Raw genomic sequence first — 19583 nt, 5'->3', positions numbered from 1 at the left:
GGTGACGTGTGGAGCTGACAGATACTAATCGTTCGAGGACTTAACCACAGTCTAATAAAGTGTAACATTTAAGTGAATCTTGTTATCAAACGTTATTTAGTTTTGAAAGAATAACATTCTTTCTTCAATTGCATATTGTCTGGTGATGATGGCAAAGAGGTCACACCCGTTCCCATGCCGAACACGGAAGTTAAGCTCTTTAGCGCCGATGGTAGTTGGGGGTTTCCCCCTGTGAGAGTAGGACGTTGCCAGGCACGCATAAAAGGAGAACAGCAAAGATGCTGTTCTTTTTTGTATGGATCGTTTATTTTAGTGAGCTGCACACACTTACCATCTGTAAGCTGCATTTTACTCTCCGGAGTACTATAAATATAAACAAGTTGGCCAGTTTTTACTCTCAAGAATCACCTACTAACTATACAGGCATCAAACCGATGTGAGGAAGCCGAATCCTATTCACATCCAAACCTGAATAACATCGAAAAATGGCCACTTTCTGCCTCCCCTTGGCAATTTCATCTTTTATTGTTAAAAAGATAATCCCTTTCATGAATCATGTTTTTAAAACGTATATATAACTTACCTCCCAATTTTTTACTTCAAATTTTAAAAAACCTTTTAGCCTCCGTGTAAATAAAATGGTTATTCCTGTTTAAAAACGTTTCAGTGCCGTTAATAATGGAAATAGATAAATGAGTGGTTATAAGTTGAAAAAAAGTGAAGTTCGTTTTATATTAGTGTTAAAGTCAAATATAGTCAAAGTCAAGTTAGGGGGAGGCGGAGTGCGGAATATCTCGGATGTCATTGAACAGTATTTGAAGCAAGTGCTCACAACGAGCGGCAAAGAAATCGTTGAGATCAAAAGAAGCGAGATTGCAGATAAGTTTCAATGTGTGCCCTCACAAATAAATTATGTGATTAATACGCGTTTTACTATTGAAAGAGGGTATATAGTAGAAAGTAAGAGAGGCGGGGGAGGCTATATTCGAATCATTAAGGTGAAATCGAATGATGCTGCCCATCTAATTGATCAGATATTGGGAATTATCGATAGACGGATTTCGCAAACCTCTGCTGAAGATCTTATTTTAAGGCTGGTTAATGAAGAAGTGATTTCTAGACGCGAGGCGAAGATTATGATGAGTGTAATTGACCGTTCCGTCTTATATATTGATTTGCCGCATAGAGACGAGTTAAGGGCAAGGATGATAAAAGCTATGCTGACTTCCTTGAAATACCGATGAAAGCAGGTGAACAGACTTGATTTGCCAGGAATGCAATGAAAGGCCGGCAACTTTTCATTTTACAAAAGTAGTAAACGGCGAAAAGACAGAAATTCATATTTGTGATCAATGTGCTCAGGATAACAGTTCGATGTTTATAGATAACAGTACTGGTTTTTCAATTAATAACTTATTGGCCGGTTTGTTAAATATGGAATCCTCCATTTCAAAAACAAAGCAGGATGTTTTTAAGAAAAATGAAGTATTGCAGTGCAGCAGATGTCAGATGACCTATCAGCAGTTTACAAAAGTCGGCCGTTTTGGCTGTTCTGAGTGCTACCTGACTTTTCATGATCAGATTAATCCTATTTTAAGAAGGGTCCATAGCGGCAACACTGTTCATGCGGGTAAAATTCCTGAACGAATTGGCGGTAGCATTCACATCCGCAAACGAATAGAGTTATTAAAACAGAATCTTAAAGATTTGATACAGCAAGAAGAATTTGAAAAAGCTGCTGAGACTCGAGATGAAATCCGTTCGCTTGAACTGAAATTAAAAAGTTCCAGAGGAGGAGAATCCTGATATGTCACTTCAGCAATTTATCAATCAGGCAATGAGCGCCTGGATGAGCAAGGAAGGACCTGATTCTGACATTGTTCTCAGCAGCAGGGTCAGGCTTGCAAGAAATATTGAGAAATACAAGTTTCCAACGATTGCCTCCAATGAAGAATCACTGGAGATTTTAGAGCTTTTTGAAGAAACATTTTCAGGTAAAAACGTAAATGAGATCGGAAAGCTTGAATTGCTCAGGATGGATGATCTGCAGTCCATTCAAAAAAGGGTTCTAGTTGAAAAACATTTGATCAGTCCGAATTTAGCGGAAGATTCTTCTTTTGGAGGATGTTTGTTATCTGAGAATGAAGAGGCCAGCATCATGCTGAATGAAGAGGATCATATTCGAATTCAATGTTTATATCCGGGACTTCAGCTGAAAGAAGCTTTAAAATCAGCAAGCGAGCTGGATGATTGGATGGAACATGCTGTAGATTATGCCTTTGATGAGCAGAGAGGATACTTAACAAGCTGTCCGACAAATGTCGGAACAGGCCTTAGAGCATCTGTTATGATGCACTTGCCTGCACTTGTCCTGACACAGCAGATGAACCGGATTATTCCGGCAATTAATCAATTAGGTCTGGTTGTTAGAGGAATTTACGGGGAAGGCAGCGAAGCATTAGGTAACATCTTTCAGATTTCAAATCAGATTACACTGGGGAAGTCTGAAGACGATATAGTAGAGGATTTGCTGAGCGTTGTCCATCAGCTGATTGACAAGGAGCGTTCTGCACGCGAAGCTTTATATAAAACGTCGCAGATACCGCTTGAAGACCGTGTGTTCAGATCTCTCGGCACTCTGACATACAGCCGTATTATCGAGTCAAAAGAAGCCGCCAAATGTTTATCAGATGTCAGGCTGGGAATAGACTTAAATATTATTAAAGACATTTCCAGAAACATATTAAACGAGTTAATGATTTTAACTCAGCCTGGTTTTCTGCAGCAATATGCCGGCGGAGCACTAAGACCGGATGAACGGGATATAAGAAGAGCTTCCTTAATTAGAGAAAGATTAAACCTAGAAATGGTCAGAAGGATGGAGGATGATGAAGTATGATGTTTGGAAGATTTACTGAGCGGGCTCAAAAAGTTCTTGCATTAGCACAAGAGGAAGCGGTTCGACTGGGCCATAATAATATAGGCACTGAGCATATTCTTCTCGGTCTTGTACGTGAAGGCGAAGGGATTGCTGCCAAAGCTCTTACTGCACTTGGCCTTGGTTCAGATAAAATTCAAAAAGAAGTTGAGAGTCTAATCGGAAGAGGACAGGAAATTTCTCAAACGATCCACTATACTCCGCGGGCGAAAAAAGTCATCGAGCTTTCGATGGATGAAGCGAGAAAGCTTGGTCATTCTTACGTTGGAACAGAGCATATCCTTTTAGGGCTTATCCGTGAAGGTGAAGGCGTAGCGGCAAGAGTTCTTAACAATCTTGGAGTAAGTTTAAATAAAGCACGCCAGCAGGTTCTTCAGCTTCTGGGCAGCAATGAATCAGGATCCGGACATCAGGGCGGCTCAATGAATAACGCCAATACTCCTACTCTTGACAGTCTTGCACGCGACTTGACTGCCATTGCCCGTGAAGGCAGCTTAGATCCTGTTATCGGCAGAAGCAAAGAGATTCAACGGGTCATTGAAGTGTTAAGCCGAAGAACGAAAAACAATCCTGTCTTAATCGGGGAGCCTGGAGTAGGTAAAACGGCAATCGCAGAAGGATTGGCTCAGCAGATCGTAAATAATGAAGTTCCTGAAATCCTCCGTGATAAACGAGTGATGACGCTTGATATGGGAACAGTTGTAGCAGGAACAAAATACCGCGGTGAGTTTGAAGACCGTCTTAAGAAAGTAATGGACGAAATTCGCCAGGCAGGCAATATTATTTTATTCATTGATGAATTGCATACGTTAATTGGAGCCGGAGGCGCAGAGGGCGCAATCGATGCTTCCAATATTCTTAAGCCATCACTTGCAAGAGGCGAATTGCAGTGTATTGGTGCAACAACTCTTGATGAGTACCGCAAATATATTGAAAAAGATGCTGCACTTGAACGACGCTTCCAGCCAATCCAGGTTGATGAGCCGACAGCTGCAGAAAGCATCCTGATCTTAAAAGGTCTTCGCGACCGCTATGAGGCTCATCACAGAGTATCGATTACAGATGAAGCAATTGATGCTGCAGTCAAACTATCAGACCGCTACATTTCAGACCGGTTCCTTCCGGATAAAGCAATCGATTTGATTGATGAGGCAGGTTCAAAAGTGCGCCTTCGTTCATTCACGACTCCGCCAAACTTAAAAGAGCTTGAAATGAAGCTTGAAGAAGTGCGGAAAGAAAAGGATGCATCTGTTCAAAGCCAAGAGTTTGAAAAGGCCGCTTCATTGCGCGATACAGAGCAGCGTCTTCGTGAACAGCTTGAAGAAACGAAGAAAACATGGAAAGAAAAACAAGGACAGGAAAATTCCGAGGTTACAGTTGAAGATATTGCTATGGTTGTGGCAAGCTGGACTGGAATACCTGTATCAAGACTTGCTCAAAAAGAAACGGATAAACTTCTCAACATGGAGCAAATTCTTCATAACCGCGTTATTGGCCAGGATGAGGCTGTTGTTGCAGTTGCGAAAGCTGTACGCCGTGCAAGAGCAGGCTTAAAGGATCCAAAGCGCCCAATCGGGTCTTTCGTCTTCTTGGGACCAACAGGTGTTGGTAAAACAGAGCTTGCACGAGCACTGGCAGAATCTATTTTTGGTGACGAAGATGCGATGATCCGCATTGATATGTCTGAATATATGGAGAAGCATTCAACATCAAGACTTGTCGGTTCACCTCCTGGATATGTCGGCTATGAAGAAGGCGGACAGCTGACAGAGAAGGTGCGCAGAAAGCCTTACTCAGTTGTACTTCTAGATGAGATCGAAAAAGCTCATCCGGATGTCTTCAACATTCTTCTTCAAGTTTTAGAGGATGGACGATTAACAGATTCTAAAGGAAGAACAGTTGATTTCAGAAATACGATCCTAATCATGACTTCAAACGTCGGAGCAAGCGAGCTTAAACGCAATAAATACGTTGGCTTCAATGTACAGGACGAAGCGCAGGATTATAAGGATATGAAGGGCAAGGTAATGAATGAGCTGAAAAAAGCATTCAGACCTGAGTTCTTAAACCGTATTGACGAAATTATTGTGTTCCACTCTCTCGAGAAGAAACACATTAAAGAAATTGTGACGCTGATGGCAGATCAGCTGATGAAACGTCTGGCAGAGCAGGATCTGGTGCTTGAGCTCACGGATGCCGCACAGGATAAAATTGCGGATGAAGGATTTGATCCTGAGTACGGAGCACGTCCTCTAAGAAGAGCCATTCAAAAGCATGTAGAAGACCGTCTGTCAGAAGAGCTGCTGAAAGGCACAATCGAGAAAGGGCAAAAAGTCGTTCTTGATGTAACGGACGGGGAATTTATCGTAAAAGGCTCTGAGGCAGAAGCAGAGAAAATAAAATAATCATCTGAGGCGAAACAATCATGAGGCATACACTTTTTACGTATGCCTCGATTTCGTTTCTATAAAAAGCACATCAAAAATAACCATTTCTCTTTAAAATAGGTAATCTAGTAAGGAAGGACCGAAATAATGGCTAAAACGAAATCGAAATTCATGTGTCTGACGTGCGGATATGAATCTGCCAAATGGATGGGCAAATGTCCAGGCTGCGGCGCATGGAACACGATGACAGAAGAAATTGTCAAAACAGGAACTGCAAATAGAAGAGTTGCCTTTGCGCACTCAGCTCCAGGTCAAACCGCCAATAAACCTTCACCCATTACAAACATTGAAACAACTCAAGAACCGCGCATTAAAACAAACCTGCAGGAATTTAACCGTGTCCTTGGAAGCGGAATTGTAAGGGGTTCCCTAGTACTAATAGGCGGAGATCCCGGAATTGGAAAATCAACACTGCTTCTTCAAGTTTCTTCTCAATTAGCCGATAATGGGAACGATGTCTTATATATTTCAGGTGAAGAATCGGTCAAGCAAACGAAAATGAGGGCCGACAGACTTGGAGTGAAGTCTGATAAACTCTTTGTTTTTGCTGAAACAGATCTTGAATTTATTACAAAGGCAATTGATGAAACGAATCCTGCCTTTGTCATTGTGGATTCCATCCAAACTGTTTTTCAAAGTGATATTACATCTGCACCGGGGAGTGTTTCACAGGTTAGGGAATGTACCGCTGAACTGATGAGGATCGCGAAAACAAAAGGCATTGCGATCTTTATTGTGGGACATGTCACGAAGGAAGGTTCCATTGCGGGTCCGAGAATTCTTGAGCACATGGTGGATACCGTGCTTTATTTTGAAGGAGAACGCCATCATACGTACAGGATTTTAAGAGCTGTAAAAAACCGTTTTGGTTCAACAAACGAAATGGGCATTTTTGAAATGAAAGAAAGCGGTCTTGAGGAGGTCCTGAACCCTTCTGAGATTTTTCTTGAAGAACGGTCAAAAGGGGCAGCAGGCTCTACGGTTGTTGCATCCATGGAAGGAACAAGACCGGTTCTGGTGGAGATTCAGGCGTTAATCTCGCCTACCAGCTTTGGAAATCCGCGGAGAATGGCAACCGGGATTGATCATAACCGTGTCCCGCTGTTAATGGCTGTCCTTGAGAAACGAGTAGGCTTGCTTCTTCAAAACCAGGATGCCTATTTAAAAGTGGCAGGCGGGGTGAAATTAGATGAACCTGCTATTGATTTGGCAATAGCAGTCAGCATAGCTTCAAGCTTTAAGGACGTACCGTCAAAAGCGACAGATATTATTATTGGAGAAGTAGGATTAACCGGCGAAGTCAGACGTGTTTCAAGAATTGAACAGCGTGTCATGGAAGCGGCCAAGCTTGGATTTAAGCGTGCAATCGTTCCAGAGGCCAATATTGGCGGATGGACGGTGCCGGGGGACATTGAGGTTGTGGGAGTTAAGAACGTCTCAGAGGCCCTGCAGAGTACATTAGGGGGGTAGGACAATGATTGATAAAGAGAAAAAGACATATGAGAAAAGCATGAAGGAAATCTTGCAATTTATTGCTCCTGGGACACCTCTCAGAGCTGGAATTGAAAACGTATTGCGGGCGAAAACCGGCGGTCTGATTGTGGTCGGTTTCAGCGACAAAGTAAAAGAGCTGGTAGATGGAGGTTTTTACATAAACTCTGCCTTTTCCCCGGCTCACCTTTATGAACTTGCTAAAATGGACGGAGCCATTATTCTCAGCGATTCAGGCAATAAAATTTTATATGCAAATGCACAGCTTGTTCCAAATGCTTTTATCGGGTCCATTGAAACAGGCATGCGGCATCGGACAGCAGAAAGAGTAGCGAAGCAGACAGGCAATCTGGTAATCGCCATTTCACAGAGAAGAAATGTTATTACCCTCTATTACGGGGAGCTTCGCTATGCGCTGAGAGACATCGGTGTTATTTTAACAAAAGCGAATCAGGCGATTCAGACGCTTGAGAAATACCGCACGGTTCTTGATCAGTCAATCATAAATCTTGGAGCGCTTGAATTTGAAGAGCTTGTAACGTTTGATGAATTGCTGCAGGTCATTCACCGCATTGAAATGGTGCTCCGCATTAAGAATGAAATCTTGAATTACATTAACGAACTTGGAACAGAAGGACACCTGATCCGCCTGCAGCTGAACGAATTGCTGTCAGATATTGAAGAGGAAGCGGCGCTTGTCATTAAAGACTACTCATTTGATAAAACGCTTGATCCTAAATATGTGCTCGATCAGTTTCAGGTCCTTACAAATACGGAGCTCTTAGATGACATGGTCCTGCTTAGACTGCTTGGCTACTCAGCACATTTTACAAATCTTGAGGATTTAGTGATGCCGCGCGGCTACAGAGTTCTTAAGAAGATTCCGCGTCTTCCGCCTGTCATAATTGAAAATTTGGTGAACAAATTTACGAATCTGAAACTTATTACGCGTGCATCCGTAGAACAGTTGGATGAGGTTGATGGAATTGGCGAGGTTCGGGCGAAGAAAATTAAAGAAGGTCTGCGGAGGCTGCAGGAACAGCTGCTGATTGATCGTCAAATATAGCGAACTTTTTATGAAACTTTTTGTTTAAGCGTTTTAATCCCGCGGATTTAGGTTATATTATTCTTGTTTTTCTTTTTTAGGGAAAGGTATAATCTGTTCTAACATTTCAATCTGTTTACAGCTTTAGAAATTCATATCTTTGGCGTTTTAATTGAATTAAAGTGATTATAATAGATATAAAGGAGGTGGAGGTATGTTAAAGCGTATTGTGCAGATCTTTTTCCTGTTTCTCGGAGGAACTTTAGGCATTTTCTTTATGCCGGAGCTAATGAGATTGTTAAATCTACAAGACATACCTTTTATTAATTCACCATATGCATTGGCCATTTTAGGAGCAATATTATTCTATATAGCAACATTCTGGCTTGTTGATTATGTGGTTAACTGGGTCAAGCTTTTAGAAGAATCACTGGTAAAGGCACCTGTAACGGATGTTCTATTTGGTAGTTTAGGATTGATTGTCGGACTTATAATTGCCTTTCTTATCGTAAATGTTATTCCGTTTAAAGACATCCAATATCAAGTGTTCAGTACGATTATTCCGATCTTTCTTACACTGCTGCTTGGATACCTGGGTTTTCAGGTCGGTTTCAAGCGTAAAGATGAGCTGATCAGTCTGTTCTCTATTTCAGGCAAAATCGGAAAGAAAAAAGGCGCTGGCGAGGAAGACGCAGAAACAGAAGACAAAAAGCTTAAAATTTTGGACACAAGCGTGATTATCGACGGCAGAATTGCTGATATCTGCCAGACTGGGTTTTTAGAAGGCACGATTGTCATTCCTCAATTTGTCCTTGAAGAGCTTCAGCACATTGCTGATTCATCTGATGCATTAAAACGAAATCGCGGGAGACGCGGACTTGATATCCTGAACCGCATTCAAAAGGAGCTCTCCATTAAAGTAGAGATTTATGAAGGCGACTTTGATGAAATCCAAGAGGTTGACAGCAAGCTCGTGAAACTTGCCAAGCTTACATCCGGCGTCGTGGTAACAAACGATTTTAACTTAAATAAAGTATGTGAGCTGCAGGGTGTGGGTGTATTAAATATCAATGACTTAGCTAACGCTGTAAAGCCGGTTGTATTGCCTGGGGAAGAAATGAAAGTACAAGTCATTAAAGATGGAAAAGAACATAATCAGGGCGTCGCCTATTTAGATGACGGAACAATGATTGTTGTTGAAGATGGAAGAGATTATATAGGCAAGCACATTGATGTTATTGTGACGAGTGTGCTGCAGACATCTGCCGGAAGAATGATTTTTGCTAAACCCAAGCTGCTGGAAAAAGCGTTGTAGGGGAGAAAGCGCATGAAGTATGAGGTAGTCATTCCTGCTGCAGGACAAGGAAAGCGGATGAATGCAGGCAAGAACAAGCAATTCATTGAGCTTGACGGGATGCCTGTCATTGTTCATACATTGAATGTTTTTGAACAAGATCCGAAATGTACGGGCATTCTCTTAGTTGTCAATCCGAACGAAAAAGATATTTTCACCAAAATGGCTGACCGTTACGGAATTCATAAGATTAAAGGATTGATCAGCGGGGGCAGCGAGAGGCAGCACAGCGTGTATAATGGTCTAAAAGCTGCGTCTTCTGAGATAGTTCTTGTCCATGACGGGGCTCGGCCATTCATTAAAAAAAACATGATTAATAAACTAGTTAAAGCAGCAAGTGAAGATGGAGCTGCAACGGTTGCAGTCCCTGTGAAAGACACAATTAAACGTGTGCAGAACAGCGAAGTGATTGAAACAGTTGAACGTTCTAGCTTGTGGGCCGTACAGACCCCACAAGCTTTTCGTCTTTCAGCTATCCTCGCAGCCCACGAGGAAGCGTCACAGTCTGGTTTCCTGGGAACCGATGACGCAAGTTTAATTGAAAGAAGCGGAAGCAAAGTTCATGTAGTCGAGGGCGATTATACAAACATTAAACTAACGACACCAGATGATCTGCTGATTGCAAAAGCCATCTTAGAAAGTGAAAGAAGGGAAACATAATGCTTAGAATTGGACAGGGATTTGATGTGCATCAGCTCGTAGAAGGCAGACCGCTCATCCTCGGAGGAATTGAAATTCCGTATGATAAAGGACTGCTTGGCCATTCAGATGCAGATGTATTGCTTCATACAGTTGCAGATGCATGTCTGGGTGCTATTGCTGCTGGTGATATCGGCAAGCATTTTCCGGATACGGATCCTGAATTTAAAGATGCGGACTCCGCAAAGCTGCTGCAGCATGTTTGGCAGCTTGTTAAAGAAAATGGATATTCGTTAAGTAATATTGATTGCACGATTATTGCTCAGAGGCCAAAAATGGCTCCATATATTGACCAAATGAGAGGAAGAATTGCTGAATTGCTTGAGGCGGACATCAGCCAGGTGAATGTAAAAGCAACGACGACCGAACAGCTTGGATTTACGGGCAGAGGCGAAGGAATTGCATCTCAGGCAACGGTTCTCATTCAGAAAAAATAATCACGGACAATCTTTTGAACAGAGTGATTTTAGTGATAAAATGAAACGGATGCTAAAGATTATCGGAGGTACAACAATGACAAATGAAGTAAGAGTGCGATACGCTCCAAGTCCGACTGGACATTTACATATCGGGAATGCCCGAACAGCTCTTTTTAATTATTTATATGCACGCAACACAGGCGGCAAATTTATTATCCGAATTGAAGACACGGATAAAAAGAGAAATATTGAAGGCGGCGAAGAAAGCCAGCTTAAATATTTGAAATGGCTCGGCATCGACTGGGATGAAAGCATTGATACAGACGGTGAATACGGTCCATACAGACAATCAGAGCGCAATGATCTTTATAAAAAATATTACGATGAACTTCTTTCAAGCGGAAAAGCGTATAAATGCTATTGCACAGAAGAAGAGCTTGAGCAGGAGCGGGAAGAGCAAAGTGTCCGCGGGGAGACTCCTCAATACTCTGGAAAATGCGCGAATTTAACATCTGAAGAGCAGCAAAAGCTTGAGGATGAAGGAAGAAAACCTAGCATTCGCTTCCGTGTTCCAAAGGGAGAGGTCATCACATTCAACGATATCGTGAAAGATGAAATCTCATTTGAAACAGATGGAATCGGCGATTATGTCATCGTAAAAAAAGACGGAACACCAACTTATAACTTCGCTGTAGCGGTAGATGATTATTTAATGAAAATGACTCATGTCCTACGCGGGGAAGATCACATTTCCAATACACCGAAGCAAATTATGATCTTCAATGCATTAGGCTGGGAAACGCCTATTTTCGGCCATATGACATTAATCGTTAATGAAAACCGCAAAAAATTAAGCAAGCGCGATGAATCAATTATTCAATTTATTGAACAATATAAAGAGCTGGGCTATTTGCCGCAGGCGCTCTTTAACTTTATCGGCATGCTTGGATGGTCTCCGGGCGGCGAGGAAGAAATATTCAGCAAAGAGCAGTTCATTGAAATATTCGATCCGAATCGATTATCGAAATCACCGGCTGTTTTTGATACACAGAAGCTAATGTGGCTGAACAATCAATATGTCAAACAGCTCGAATTAGATCAGCTGGTTGAGCTTTCCCTTCCTCATTTGATTAAAGCTGGAAAAGTATCAGAAACTGCTGCAGCTGAAGAAATCGACTGGGCGCGGAAATTAATCGGCCTTCATCAGGACAAAATGAGTTATGGTGCAGAGATTGTTGAACTGACTGAGCTTTTCTTTAAAGAAGAAATTACTTATAACCGCGAGGCGCGTAATGTTCTTGAAGAGGAACAGGTTCCAGAGGTTCTTACAGCATTTGCTGTGGAAATCGAGAAACTTGAGTCCTTTACGGCTGATCAAATTAAAGCAGCTACAAAAGCTGTTCAGAAGTCGACCGGACATAAAGGCAAAAATCTCTTTATGCCAATCCGTGTTGCCACTACAGGACAAACTCACGGGCCGGATCTTCCTCAGGCAATTGAGCTGCTGGGGAAAGAAACAATTTTAACCCGATTAAAAAGTGCGAACAGTTAACTTTTTTCTAAAAATGTAATATAGTATGATTAATACATTTAAACGCGTTGATAAGGAGAAGTAGAGAGTCCGTTTCCATATTAGAGAGAACCTCCCCGGCTGAAAGAGGTTTATGCGAAAAAATTCTCGAAATGCACCTTTGAGCCTTTTATTGAACCATCAGCCAGTCTGACGCATTAAATAAAAGCGGATTGCTCACCGTTACAGGAGCCTAAAGTTGAAGCAGGCAATTTCTTTGCTTGTTTAAACAGAGTGGAACCGCGCATTTAAAGCGTCTCTGTCTATTAGGCAGAGGCGCTTTTTTAGATTTTTTTAAATAATCAAGGGGAATGTTTGGGGGGAATAGAATGTTCAAAATGCTGAAGGAAGATATCGAAGTTGTTTTCGAACAGGATCCAGCTGCAAGGTCTTATTTAGAAGTTATTCTTACTTATTCCGGGCTTCATGCAATTTGGGCTCACCGTCTTGCACATGCGTTCTTTAGACGGAATTTGTTCTTCATTGCAAGAGTCATTTCTCAAGTGAGCCGCTTTTTTACAGGAATCGAGATTCATCCAGGTGCAAAAATCGGCCGTCGCTTTTTTATAGACCACGGAATGGGTGTTGTGATTGGTGAAACATGTGAAATTGGAAATAACGTAACAGTCTTCCAAGGGGTAACTTTAGGCGGAACCGGGAAAGAAAAAGGAAAGAGGCACCCGACCATTCTGGATAACGCTTTGATTGCTACAGGTGCTAAAGTGCTGGGATCCATTACAGTCGGCGCTTACTCTAAAATAGGTGCGGGTTCGGTTGTGCTCCGTGATGTGCCTGATCATTCCACTGTGGTAGGAATACCGGGCAAGGTCGTGATACAAAATGGAAAGAGAATCAAAAATGATCTTGATCACTGCAATCTTCCTGATCCAGTCGCAGACAGGTTCAAAGAGCTGGAAGCAGAAATGCTGCATTTGAGACAAGAGCTTGCACAATTGAAAGAAGGGAAGAGTCAAGATGACCATCAAGTTATACAATACGCTAACCAGACAAAAAGAAACGTTTAAGCCGCTTGAAGAAGGCAAGGTCAAAATGTATGTGTGCGGACCGACCGTTTATAACTATATCCATATAGGGAATGCCCGTCCCGCAATCGTCTATGATACAGTCCGTAAATACTTGGAGTACAGAGGATATGATGTAACGTATGTATCAAACTTTACAGATGTAGACGATAAGCTGATAAAGGCAGCAAATGAACTCGGAGAAGATGTTCCAACCATTGCGGACCGCTTTATTGAAGCCTATTTTGAAGACGTCACTGCTCTTGGCTGCGACCGTGCAACTGCACATCCGCGAGTGACAGAAAGCATGGATATTATCATTGACTTTATTCAGGCTTTGATTGAAAAAGGGTTTGCTTATGAAGCAGGCGGGGATGTGTATTACAGAACAAGAGCTTTTAAAGATTACGGAAAACTCTCTCATCAATCCATCGATGAACTTCGAGTAGGCGCAAGAATCGATGCTGGAGAAAAGAAGCAGGATTCACTTGATTTTGCGCTATGGAAAGCGGCAAAAGAGGGCGAGATTTCTTGGGAAAGTCCGTGGGGAGAAGGAAGACCGGGCTGGCATATTGAGTGTTCCGCTATGGTCCATGATCACTTCGGGGATACAATAGATATCCATGCTGGAGGACAGGACTTAACATTCCCTCACCATGAGAATGAAATCGCCCAGTCTGAAGCACTGACAGAAAAACCGTTTGCTAACTACTGGCTGCACAATGGGTATATTAATATTAACAATGAAAAAATGTCGAAGTCTCTAGGCAACTTTGTATTAGTTCATGACATCCTGAAAGAACACGATGCCCAGGTTCTAAGATTGTTCATGCTGTCTGTTCATTATCGTCATCCAATTAACTATTCCGTTGATTTGCTTGAGAGCACGAAAAATGCATTAGACCGTCTTCGTACATCCTATGCAAATCTGCTGCACCGCGTACAAAGCAGCACGGACTTAACCGATGACAATGAGAAGTGGCTGAACATCATCTCTGAACAGCGCACCGTTTTTGTGGAAGCAATGGATGATGATTTCAACACAGCCAATGCCATTTCAGTCATGTTTGAATTGTCAAAGCAAGCCAACTATTATTTGCAGGAAAAGAACACTTCTAAAGAAGTAATTGCTGCATTCACAGCTGCATTTGATGAACTTGGCGCTGTACTTGGCCTGCAGTTCGGCAAAAAAGAACTATTGGATGCAGAAATTGAAGAATTGATTGAAAAGCGCATTCAGGCAAGAATTGACCGGAACTTTCAGCTGTCAGATGAAATCCGGGATCAGCTGAAAGGCATGAATATTATTTTAGAAGATACGCCTCAAGGCACGAGATGGAAAAGAGGGTAAGTATGCTTCACTTAGAAGAGATACCGCACCCAAAACAAGTGAACAGCCTGGCGCTTGCCTATATAGGTGATGCAATTTATGAAGTTTACGTCAGGCATCATCTGCTTTCTAAAGGCAATGTCCGTCCAAATCAGCTTCATAAATTAGCGACAAAATATGTTTCAGCCAAGGCGCAGGCCACCGTTCTTCATGAACTGTCTAAAGCGGAATATTTCTCTGAAGAAGAAATGGCCATTATACGCCGCGGCCGCAATGCAAAATCAGGCACGGTTCCTAAAAACACAGATGTTCAGACCTACCGCTACAGTACAGCATTTGAAGCACTAATAGGCTACCTGCATCTTATGAAAGATGCAGACAGGCTGGCAGAAATCATTCAGTCATCATTTGAATTGATTCAGAACGAAGGGAGGAAATAGGAATGTCAGAAGAATACATTATGGGGCGCAACACAGTCATTGAAGCGTTAAAATCAACGAGAAATGTGTATAAAATCTGGATGGCGGAAAACTCCGTCAAGGGACAGGCCCAGCAGATCATGGACCTTGCAAAAGAAAAGGGCATATCCATTCAATCTGTTCCTAAAAAGAAAATTGATCAAATGGTTGAAGGAAATCATCAGGGTGTCGTTGCTCAGGTAGCAGCATATGAGTACTCAGAGGTAGATGATATTTTAAAGGCGGCTGAAGATAAAAATGAAGCCCCATTTATCCTTCTTTTAGATGAAATTGAAGACCCTCATAACCTTGGTTCCATTATGAGAACAGCCGATGCAACGGGAGCGCACGGCATTATCATTCCTAAAAGAAGAGCGGTAGGGCTGACAGCTACAGTAGCGAAGTCTTCTACTGGTGCAATTGAATATATTCCTGTTGCAAGGGTGACAAATATGGCCAGAACCATTGAGGAATTAAAAGAGCGGGGCGTCTGGATAGTTGGCACAGATGCTAAAGGATCAGATGATTACCGTTCAATGGACGGGAAAATGCCTCTTGGCTTAGTTATTGGCAGTGAAGGTAAAGGAATGGGAAGACTGGTTAAAGAAAAATGCGATTTTCTGGTCAACTTGCCGATGGCTGGCCGGGTCACTTCGCTAAATGCTTCAGTAGCAGCGAGTCTGCTGATGTATGAGGTCTTCAGAAAGCGTCATCCATTAGGAGAATAATAAAATGGATATCCTTCTTGTTGACGGATATAACATCATCGGTGCATGGGCGAATCTTCAATCATTAAAAAAAGAGAATCTCTCAGAAGCAAGAGAGCTGCTGATTCAGAAAATGGCAGAGTATCAAGCTTACACCGGTTACAGGGTAATCGTCATTTTCGATGCTCATCAAGTAAAGGGTATTGAAAAGAAACAAAAAAACCACCGTGTCGAAGTCATCTATACCCGTGAAAACGAAACAGCGGATGAGCGCATTGAAAAACTTGCGATTTCCCTGAGCAATATTAAAACGCAGATCCATGTGGCAACTTCCGATTTTACAGAGCAATGGGCTATTTTTGGCCAGGGAGCTCTCAGGAAATCAGCAAGAGAACTTTTAAATGAAGTGGAAGCAATAGAAAAAAGAATCCAAAAAAGAGTAGAAAAAATAAAAGTGAATAGTCCTCAATCAAAGATTCCAATCACAGATGATGTCCTGAAAATGTTTGAAAAATGGCGCAGGGGCGATTTATAGCCTGTTGACGCTTTCAAAAATCATACTGTATAATATTTCTATCTATTGTGCGGTCGGGGGGATCGGCATGAACACACATTTCAGCACGGGTAAACTCAGCAAGGAAGACTTTCATGCTCTTTTGGATGAACAGGTTGTGGAGCTTGTTCATAATGGAGACAGCGATGCTCTTGATTATTTAATAACAAAGTACCGTAATTTTGTAAGAGCAAAGGCAAGGTCCTATTTTTTGATAGGCGCTGACAGAGAAGATATTATTCAAGAAGGTATGATCGGTTTGTATAAGGCTATCCGTGATTTCAGAGAGGACAAGCTTACTTCTTTCAAAGCTTTTGCAGAACTGTGCATCACTCGCCAAATCATTACCGCTATTAAAACCGCAACCCGTCAAAAACATATTCCTCTTAACTCTTATGTCTCACTGGACAAGCCGATTTATGATGAAGAATCAGACCGGACATTGATGGATGTTATTTCAGGGACAAAAGTCATGGACCCGGAAGAACTGATTATTAATCAGGAAGAATTTGATGATATCGAAGTGAAAATGGGCGAGCTTCTGAGCGATCTCGAACGAAAGGTGCTTGTTCTGTATCTGGACGGCAGGTCCTATCAGGAAATTTCTGAAGAGCTCAACCGCCACGTCAAATCAATAGACAATGCCCTTCAGCGGGTGAAACGAAAGCTTGAAAGGTATCTTGAGCTTCGTGAAATCAATATGTAAAAATCATGTAAAACACGTCAGGCGTCATTGACGAAGGTCCTTGCGTGTGTTACATTTTTATAGAAAAATGCAGGACTAGCGGAAGGTGCCATAAATGCGTAAGAAAGTTACAATGGCTTGCACAGACTGTGGAAGCAGAAACTACACAACGATGAAAAACACGTCAAGCTCCGAAGAGCGTTTAGAATTCAAGAAATTTTGTAAAGCTTGTAACGCACATACGGACCACCGTGAAACAAAGTAGCACTCATCTCATGATTCTTTATTTCTATGACAGGCTTTCTGAATTCTCTTGGAGGTAATGCAAATGCAGCGTATTGTTAATTTTTTCAAAGATGTTTCCCGTGAAATGAAAAAGGTCAGCTGGCCAAAAGGCAAAGAACTGACACGATATACAATTACAGTTATTGCAACTGTCGCTTTTGCTGTCATCTTTTTCGCCATTATTGATCTTGGAATTTCATCGTTAATTCGTCTAGTGTCTTAAAAAATAAAACACCGATCTTCATTTTCGTTTTATTTTTTGAATAATAGATATAAAATCGTGCTATAATAGAGAATATTATATTTCCCCAAAAACCCGTTCGACGGGTTTTTTCATTGTCTTAAAAAGAGTCAGCCAAAGAATAAGAGCAGCAGAATCATCATATAAGCTTCAAAAAGCAGGGAGGGAATGGACAAATCGTCCTATAAAAGATGGAGAAAAATTGGTATGTAGTCCACACTTATTCGGGTTATGAGAATAAGGTAAAGGCGAATCTTGAAAAGCGTGTAGAATCAATGGGCATGCAAGATAAAATTTTCCGTGTTGTCGTTCCGGAAGAAGAAGAAACAGATTATAAAAACGGCAAAAAGAAAGTAACAAAGAAAAAAGTATTCCCGGGATATGTCCTCGTTGAAATTGTAATGACAGATGATTCCTGGTATGTAGTCCGCAATACACCTGGTGTAACAGGATTTGTCGGTTCAGCTGGTTCTGGTTCAAAGCCAACAGCGCTTCTTCCTGAAGAAGTTGTATCAATCCTTAAACATATGGGAATGGAAGAAAAGAGAGTTGAACTTGATTTCGACTTGAAAGAGACTGTAAAAGTAATAGACGGACCTTTTGCTAACTTTACCGGATCAATTGAAGAGATTGATAAAGATAAGAGCAAAGTGAAGGTATTAGTAAACATGTTCGGCCGCGAAACACCGGTTGAGCTGGAATTTTCTCAAGTTGATAAATTATAAGAAAAAAACTTGAATTCGTAAAAGAAAAGTGATAATATTTCATAAGTCAGTATGTCTCGCAATGCGGGACAAAAAACTTGATTAATTTCTATCATTCATATAAAGAATGAACGACATGAGTGGGAGGGTATTACCCTATTACCACATCACGGACTTAAGGAGGTGTGTCTCGTGGCTAAAAAAGTAATTAAAATGGTTAAATTGCAAATTCCTGCTGGAAAAGCAAATCCAGCGCCGCCGGTTGGTCCTGCATTAGGTCAAGCTGGTGTTAACATCATGGGATTCTGTAAGGAGTTTAACGCTCGTACAGCTGATCAAGCTGGACTTATCATTCCTGTTGAAATTACGGTATTTGAAGACCGTTCATTTACATTTATTACAAAAACTCCGCCTGCTGCAGTATTGCTTAAGAAAGCAGCTGGTATCGAGTCTGGTTCTGGTGAACCTAACCGTAATAAAGTAGCAACAGTTAAGCGTGATAAAGTACGTGAAATTGCTGAAACAAAAATGCCTGACTTAAATGCAGCTAATGTTGAATCAGCTATGCGTATGGTTGAAGGTACTGCGCGCAGCATGGGTATCGTCATCGAAGACTAATTGTTGTTTTTGTTTTAGGGGTTGCGAGTTTGCTTTTAACAAGTTCGCAACCTTTATTCGTGGGAGGTTATTCCGCTAAAACCACTAAGGAGGAAATTTAAAATGGCTAAAAGAGGTAAAAAGTACGTTGAAGCTGCTGAATTAGTAGACCGTGCTCAAGCTTACGGAGTTCAAGAAGCAATTGAACTTGTAAAGAAAACAAACACAGCTAAATTTGATGCAACAGTTGAAGTTGCATTCCGTTTAGGCGTTGATCCACGTAAAAACGATCAGCAAATCCGCGGAGCAGTTGTTCTTCCAAACGGAACAGGTAAAACTCAACGCGTTTTAGTATTTGCTAAAGGTGAAAAAGCGAAGGAAGCAGAAGCTGCTGGAGCTGATTTCGTAGGCGATGCTGACTACATCAACAAAATCCAGCAAGGATGGTTTGACTTCGATGTAATCGTAGCTACTCCTGACATGATGGGTGAAGTTGGTAAGCTTGGCCGCGTACTTGGACCAAAAGGCTTAATGCCAAACCCTAAAACTGGCACTGTTTCATTTGACGTTGAAAAAGCAGTTAAAGAAATCAAAGCTGGTAAAGTTGAATACCGCGTTGACAAAGCTGGTAACATCCACGTGCCAATCGGTAAAGTATCTTTCGAAGACAGCAAGTTAGTTGAAAACTTCACTACAATCTTCGAAACGTTATTAAAAGCTAAACCTGCTGCTGCAAAAGGCACATACATGAAGAATGTAGCTGTTGCTTCTACTATGGGACCTGGCGTTAAAGTTGATTCATCAAGTTTCGGCATTAAATAATAGTTGACATAAGGGTCGACTTTATATATAATCAAAAATGTTGTTTAACTAAATAACTTCATTTATACCGAAGACAGTAGGTGCTTGCATAAGCTTAATTTCCTGCCGAGGTGTATATATGTGAACTAAAATTATTAGATCGCTTGTATATATACTGCCTCCATGTCTGACGTGGAGGCATTTCTTGTTTTTTAAAGAGAAAACACCGATCGGTAT

At 41.6% G+C, this 19583-nt stretch carries 21 protein-coding genes, 1 rRNA gene and 2 other annotated features; all 22 genes read left to right on the top strand.

All coding sequences use genetic code 11. The features are described from left to right. Window positions 1-138: 138 nt before the first annotated feature. A 5S ribosomal RNA gene (gene rrf, locus GJU41_RS23155) occupies window positions 139-254 on the top strand. 528 nt (window positions 255-782) lie between these two features. Further along, the gene (locus tag GJU41_RS23150; RefSeq protein ID WP_070875261.1) at window positions 783-1244 is read left to right on the top strand and encodes a CtsR family transcriptional regulator; all 462 of its coding nucleotides are present in this window, start codon (window positions 783-785) and stop codon (window positions 1242-1244) included. Between the two features lie 16 nt (window positions 1245-1260). After that, complete coding sequence (gene mcsA / locus GJU41_RS23145; RefSeq protein ID WP_070875260.1) at window positions 1261-1806, top strand: protein-arginine kinase activator protein McsA; 546 nt, start codon at window positions 1261-1263, stop codon at window positions 1804-1806. Window position 1807: 1 nt separating this feature from the next. Then, the gene (mcsB, locus tag GJU41_RS23140; protein ID WP_154319699.1) at window positions 1808-2899 is read left to right on the top strand and encodes a protein-arginine kinase McsB; all 1092 of its coding nucleotides are present in this window, start codon (window positions 1808-1810) and stop codon (window positions 2897-2899) included. After that, on the top strand, window positions 2896-5343 hold the full coding sequence (gene clpC, locus GJU41_RS23135) for an ATP-dependent protease ATP-binding subunit ClpC (RefSeq protein ID WP_070875258.1): 2448 nt from the start codon (window positions 2896-2898) through the stop codon (window positions 5341-5343). The genes mcsB and clpC overlap by 4 nt, the downstream gene beginning before the upstream one ends. 129 nt (window positions 5344-5472) lie before the next feature. Continuing rightward, window positions 5473-6855 carry a DNA repair protein RadA gene (radA, locus tag GJU41_RS23130; RefSeq protein ID WP_070875257.1) on the top strand — a complete coding sequence of 461 codons (1383 nt, stop codon included), beginning with the start codon at window positions 5473-5475 and terminating at the stop codon, window positions 6853-6855. Between the two features lie 7 nt (window positions 6856-6862). Next, the gene (gene disA, locus GJU41_RS23125; protein WP_083328100.1) at window positions 6863-7942 is read left to right on the top strand and encodes a DNA integrity scanning diadenylate cyclase DisA; all 1080 of its coding nucleotides are present in this window, start codon (window positions 6863-6865) and stop codon (window positions 7940-7942) included. 193 nt (window positions 7943-8135) lie between these two features. Next, window positions 8136-9236, top strand: coding sequence for a PIN/TRAM domain-containing protein (locus tag GJU41_RS23120; protein WP_070875255.1), 1101 nt, complete (start codon window positions 8136-8138; stop codon window positions 9234-9236). 12 nt (window positions 9237-9248) lie between these two features. Beyond that, a complete protein-coding gene (gene ispD, locus GJU41_RS23115) occupies window positions 9249-9935 on the top strand; it encodes a 2-C-methyl-D-erythritol 4-phosphate cytidylyltransferase (protein ID WP_070875254.1) in 687 nt (228 codons plus the stop codon). After that, window positions 9935-10411, top strand: a complete 477-nt coding sequence (gene ispF / locus GJU41_RS23110; protein WP_070875253.1) for a 2-C-methyl-D-erythritol 2,4-cyclodiphosphate synthase — start codon at window positions 9935-9937, stop codon at window positions 10409-10411. The genes ispD and ispF overlap by 1 nt, the downstream gene beginning before the upstream one ends. Window positions 10412-10487: 76 nt before the next feature. Next, window positions 10488-11945 (top strand): glutamate--tRNA ligase, encoded by a 1458-nt coding sequence (gene gltX, locus GJU41_RS23105; RefSeq protein WP_154319698.1) that lies wholly within the window; start codon window positions 10488-10490, stop codon window positions 11943-11945. A 38-nt stretch (window positions 11946-11983) separates the two neighbouring features. Beyond that, window positions 11984-12227 (top strand) — a binding site (T-box leader). Between the two features lie 65 nt (window positions 12228-12292). Next, window positions 12293-12988, top strand: coding sequence for a serine O-acetyltransferase (cysE, locus tag GJU41_RS23100; RefSeq protein WP_070875251.1), 696 nt, complete (start codon window positions 12293-12295; stop codon window positions 12986-12988). Continuing rightward, on the top strand, window positions 12939-14336 hold the full coding sequence (cysS, locus tag GJU41_RS23095) for a cysteine--tRNA ligase (RefSeq protein ID WP_070875250.1): 1398 nt from the start codon (window positions 12939-12941) through the stop codon (window positions 14334-14336). The genes cysE and cysS overlap by 50 nt, the downstream gene beginning before the upstream one ends. A gap of 2 nt (window positions 14337-14338) precedes the next feature. Further along, a complete protein-coding gene (locus tag GJU41_RS23090) occupies window positions 14339-14755 on the top strand; it encodes a Mini-ribonuclease 3 (protein ID WP_070875249.1) in 417 nt (138 codons plus the stop codon). A gap of 2 nt (window positions 14756-14757) precedes the next feature. Then, window positions 14758-15501 carry a 23S rRNA (guanosine(2251)-2'-O)-methyltransferase RlmB gene (gene rlmB / locus GJU41_RS23085; protein ID WP_070875248.1) on the top strand — a complete coding sequence of 248 codons (744 nt, stop codon included), beginning with the start codon at window positions 14758-14760 and terminating at the stop codon, window positions 15499-15501. A 4-nt stretch (window positions 15502-15505) separates the two neighbouring features. After that, window positions 15506-16015: an NYN domain-containing protein gene (locus tag GJU41_RS23080; RefSeq protein WP_070875247.1), complete on the top strand. Its 510-nt coding sequence runs from the start codon at window positions 15506-15508 to the stop codon at window positions 16013-16015. Window positions 16016-16082: 67 nt separating this feature from the next. Beyond that, window positions 16083-16739 (top strand): RNA polymerase sporulation sigma factor SigH, encoded by a 657-nt coding sequence (sigH, locus tag GJU41_RS23075; RefSeq protein WP_070875246.1) that lies wholly within the window; start codon window positions 16083-16085, stop codon window positions 16737-16739. A 94-nt stretch (window positions 16740-16833) separates the two neighbouring features. Next, entirely contained in the window at window positions 16834-16983 is a 150-nt protein-coding gene (gene rpmG, locus GJU41_RS23070) for a 50S ribosomal protein L33 (protein ID WP_083328099.1), read from the top strand. A gap of 63 nt (window positions 16984-17046) precedes the next feature. After that, window positions 17047-17226, top strand: a complete 180-nt coding sequence (gene secE / locus GJU41_RS23065; RefSeq protein WP_070875245.1) for a preprotein translocase subunit SecE — start codon at window positions 17047-17049, stop codon at window positions 17224-17226. Between the two features lie 209 nt (window positions 17227-17435). Continuing rightward, window positions 17436-17969 (top strand): transcription termination/antitermination protein NusG, encoded by a 534-nt coding sequence (nusG, locus tag GJU41_RS23060; protein ID WP_070875244.1) that lies wholly within the window; start codon window positions 17436-17438, stop codon window positions 17967-17969. Between the two features lie 171 nt (window positions 17970-18140). Further along, window positions 18141-18566 (top strand): 50S ribosomal protein L11, encoded by a 426-nt coding sequence (gene rplK, locus GJU41_RS23055; protein WP_029282857.1) that lies wholly within the window; start codon window positions 18141-18143, stop codon window positions 18564-18566. Between the two features lie 102 nt (window positions 18567-18668). Continuing rightward, window positions 18669-19367, top strand: a complete 699-nt coding sequence (gene rplA, locus GJU41_RS23050) for a 50S ribosomal protein L1 (protein ID WP_154319697.1) — start codon at window positions 18669-18671, stop codon at window positions 19365-19367. Between the two features lie 49 nt (window positions 19368-19416). Further along, window positions 19417-19562: a sequence feature (ribosomal protein L10 leader region), on the top strand. Window positions 19563-19583: the final 21 nt, after the last annotated feature.

Source organism: Metabacillus idriensis (genome assembly GCF_009674765.1).
Classification (GTDB): Bacteria; Bacillota; Bacilli; order Bacillales; family Bacillaceae; genus Bacillus_P; species Bacillus_P idriensis.
This window is presented reverse-complemented; position numbering and strand designations above follow the sequence as displayed.

Bases quoted from the DNA above. Each gene is read 5' to 3' on its own strand.
- GJU41_RS23090 (WP_070875249.1), top strand. From the start codon at position 14,339: ATGCTTCACTTAGAAGAGATACCGCACCCAAAACAAGTGAACAGCCTG.
- secE (WP_070875245.1), top strand. From the start codon at position 17,047: ATGCAGCGTATTGTTAATTTTTTCAAAGATGTTTCCCGTGAAATGAAA.
- cysS (WP_070875250.1), top strand. From the start codon at position 12,939: ATGACCATCAAGTTATACAATACGCTAACCAGACAAAAAGAAACGTTT.
- rplA (WP_154319697.1), top strand. From the start codon at position 18,669: ATGGCTAAAAGAGGTAAAAAGTACGTTGAAGCTGCTGAATTAGTAGAC.
- ispF (WP_070875253.1), top strand. From the start codon at position 9,935: ATGCTTAGAATTGGACAGGGATTTGATGTGCATCAGCTCGTAGAAGGC.
- mcsB (WP_154319699.1), top strand. From the start codon at position 1,808: ATGTCACTTCAGCAATTTATCAATCAGGCAATGAGCGCCTGGATGAGC.
- GJU41_RS23080 (WP_070875247.1), top strand. From the start codon at position 15,506: ATGGATATCCTTCTTGTTGACGGATATAACATCATCGGTGCATGGGCG.
- nusG (WP_070875244.1), top strand. From the start codon at position 17,436: ATGGAGAAAAATTGGTATGTAGTCCACACTTATTCGGGTTATGAGAAT.
- ispD (WP_070875254.1), top strand. From the start codon at position 9,249: ATGAAGTATGAGGTAGTCATTCCTGCTGCAGGACAAGGAAAGCGGATG.
- cysE (WP_070875251.1), top strand. From the start codon at position 12,293: ATGTTCAAAATGCTGAAGGAAGATATCGAAGTTGTTTTCGAACAGGAT.
- sigH (WP_070875246.1), top strand. From the start codon at position 16,083: ATGAACACACATTTCAGCACGGGTAAACTCAGCAAGGAAGACTTTCAT.
- GJU41_RS23120 (WP_070875255.1), top strand. From the start codon at position 8,136: ATGTTAAAGCGTATTGTGCAGATCTTTTTCCTGTTTCTCGGAGGAACT.
- gltX (WP_154319698.1), top strand. From the start codon at position 10,488: ATGACAAATGAAGTAAGAGTGCGATACGCTCCAAGTCCGACTGGACAT.
- clpC (WP_070875258.1), top strand. From the start codon at position 2,896: ATGATGTTTGGAAGATTTACTGAGCGGGCTCAAAAAGTTCTTGCATTA.
- radA (WP_070875257.1), top strand. From the start codon at position 5,473: ATGGCTAAAACGAAATCGAAATTCATGTGTCTGACGTGCGGATATGAA.
- rpmG (WP_083328099.1), top strand. From the start codon at position 16,834: ATGCGTAAGAAAGTTACAATGGCTTGCACAGACTGTGGAAGCAGAAAC.
- rlmB (WP_070875248.1), top strand. From the start codon at position 14,758: ATGTCAGAAGAATACATTATGGGGCGCAACACAGTCATTGAAGCGTTA.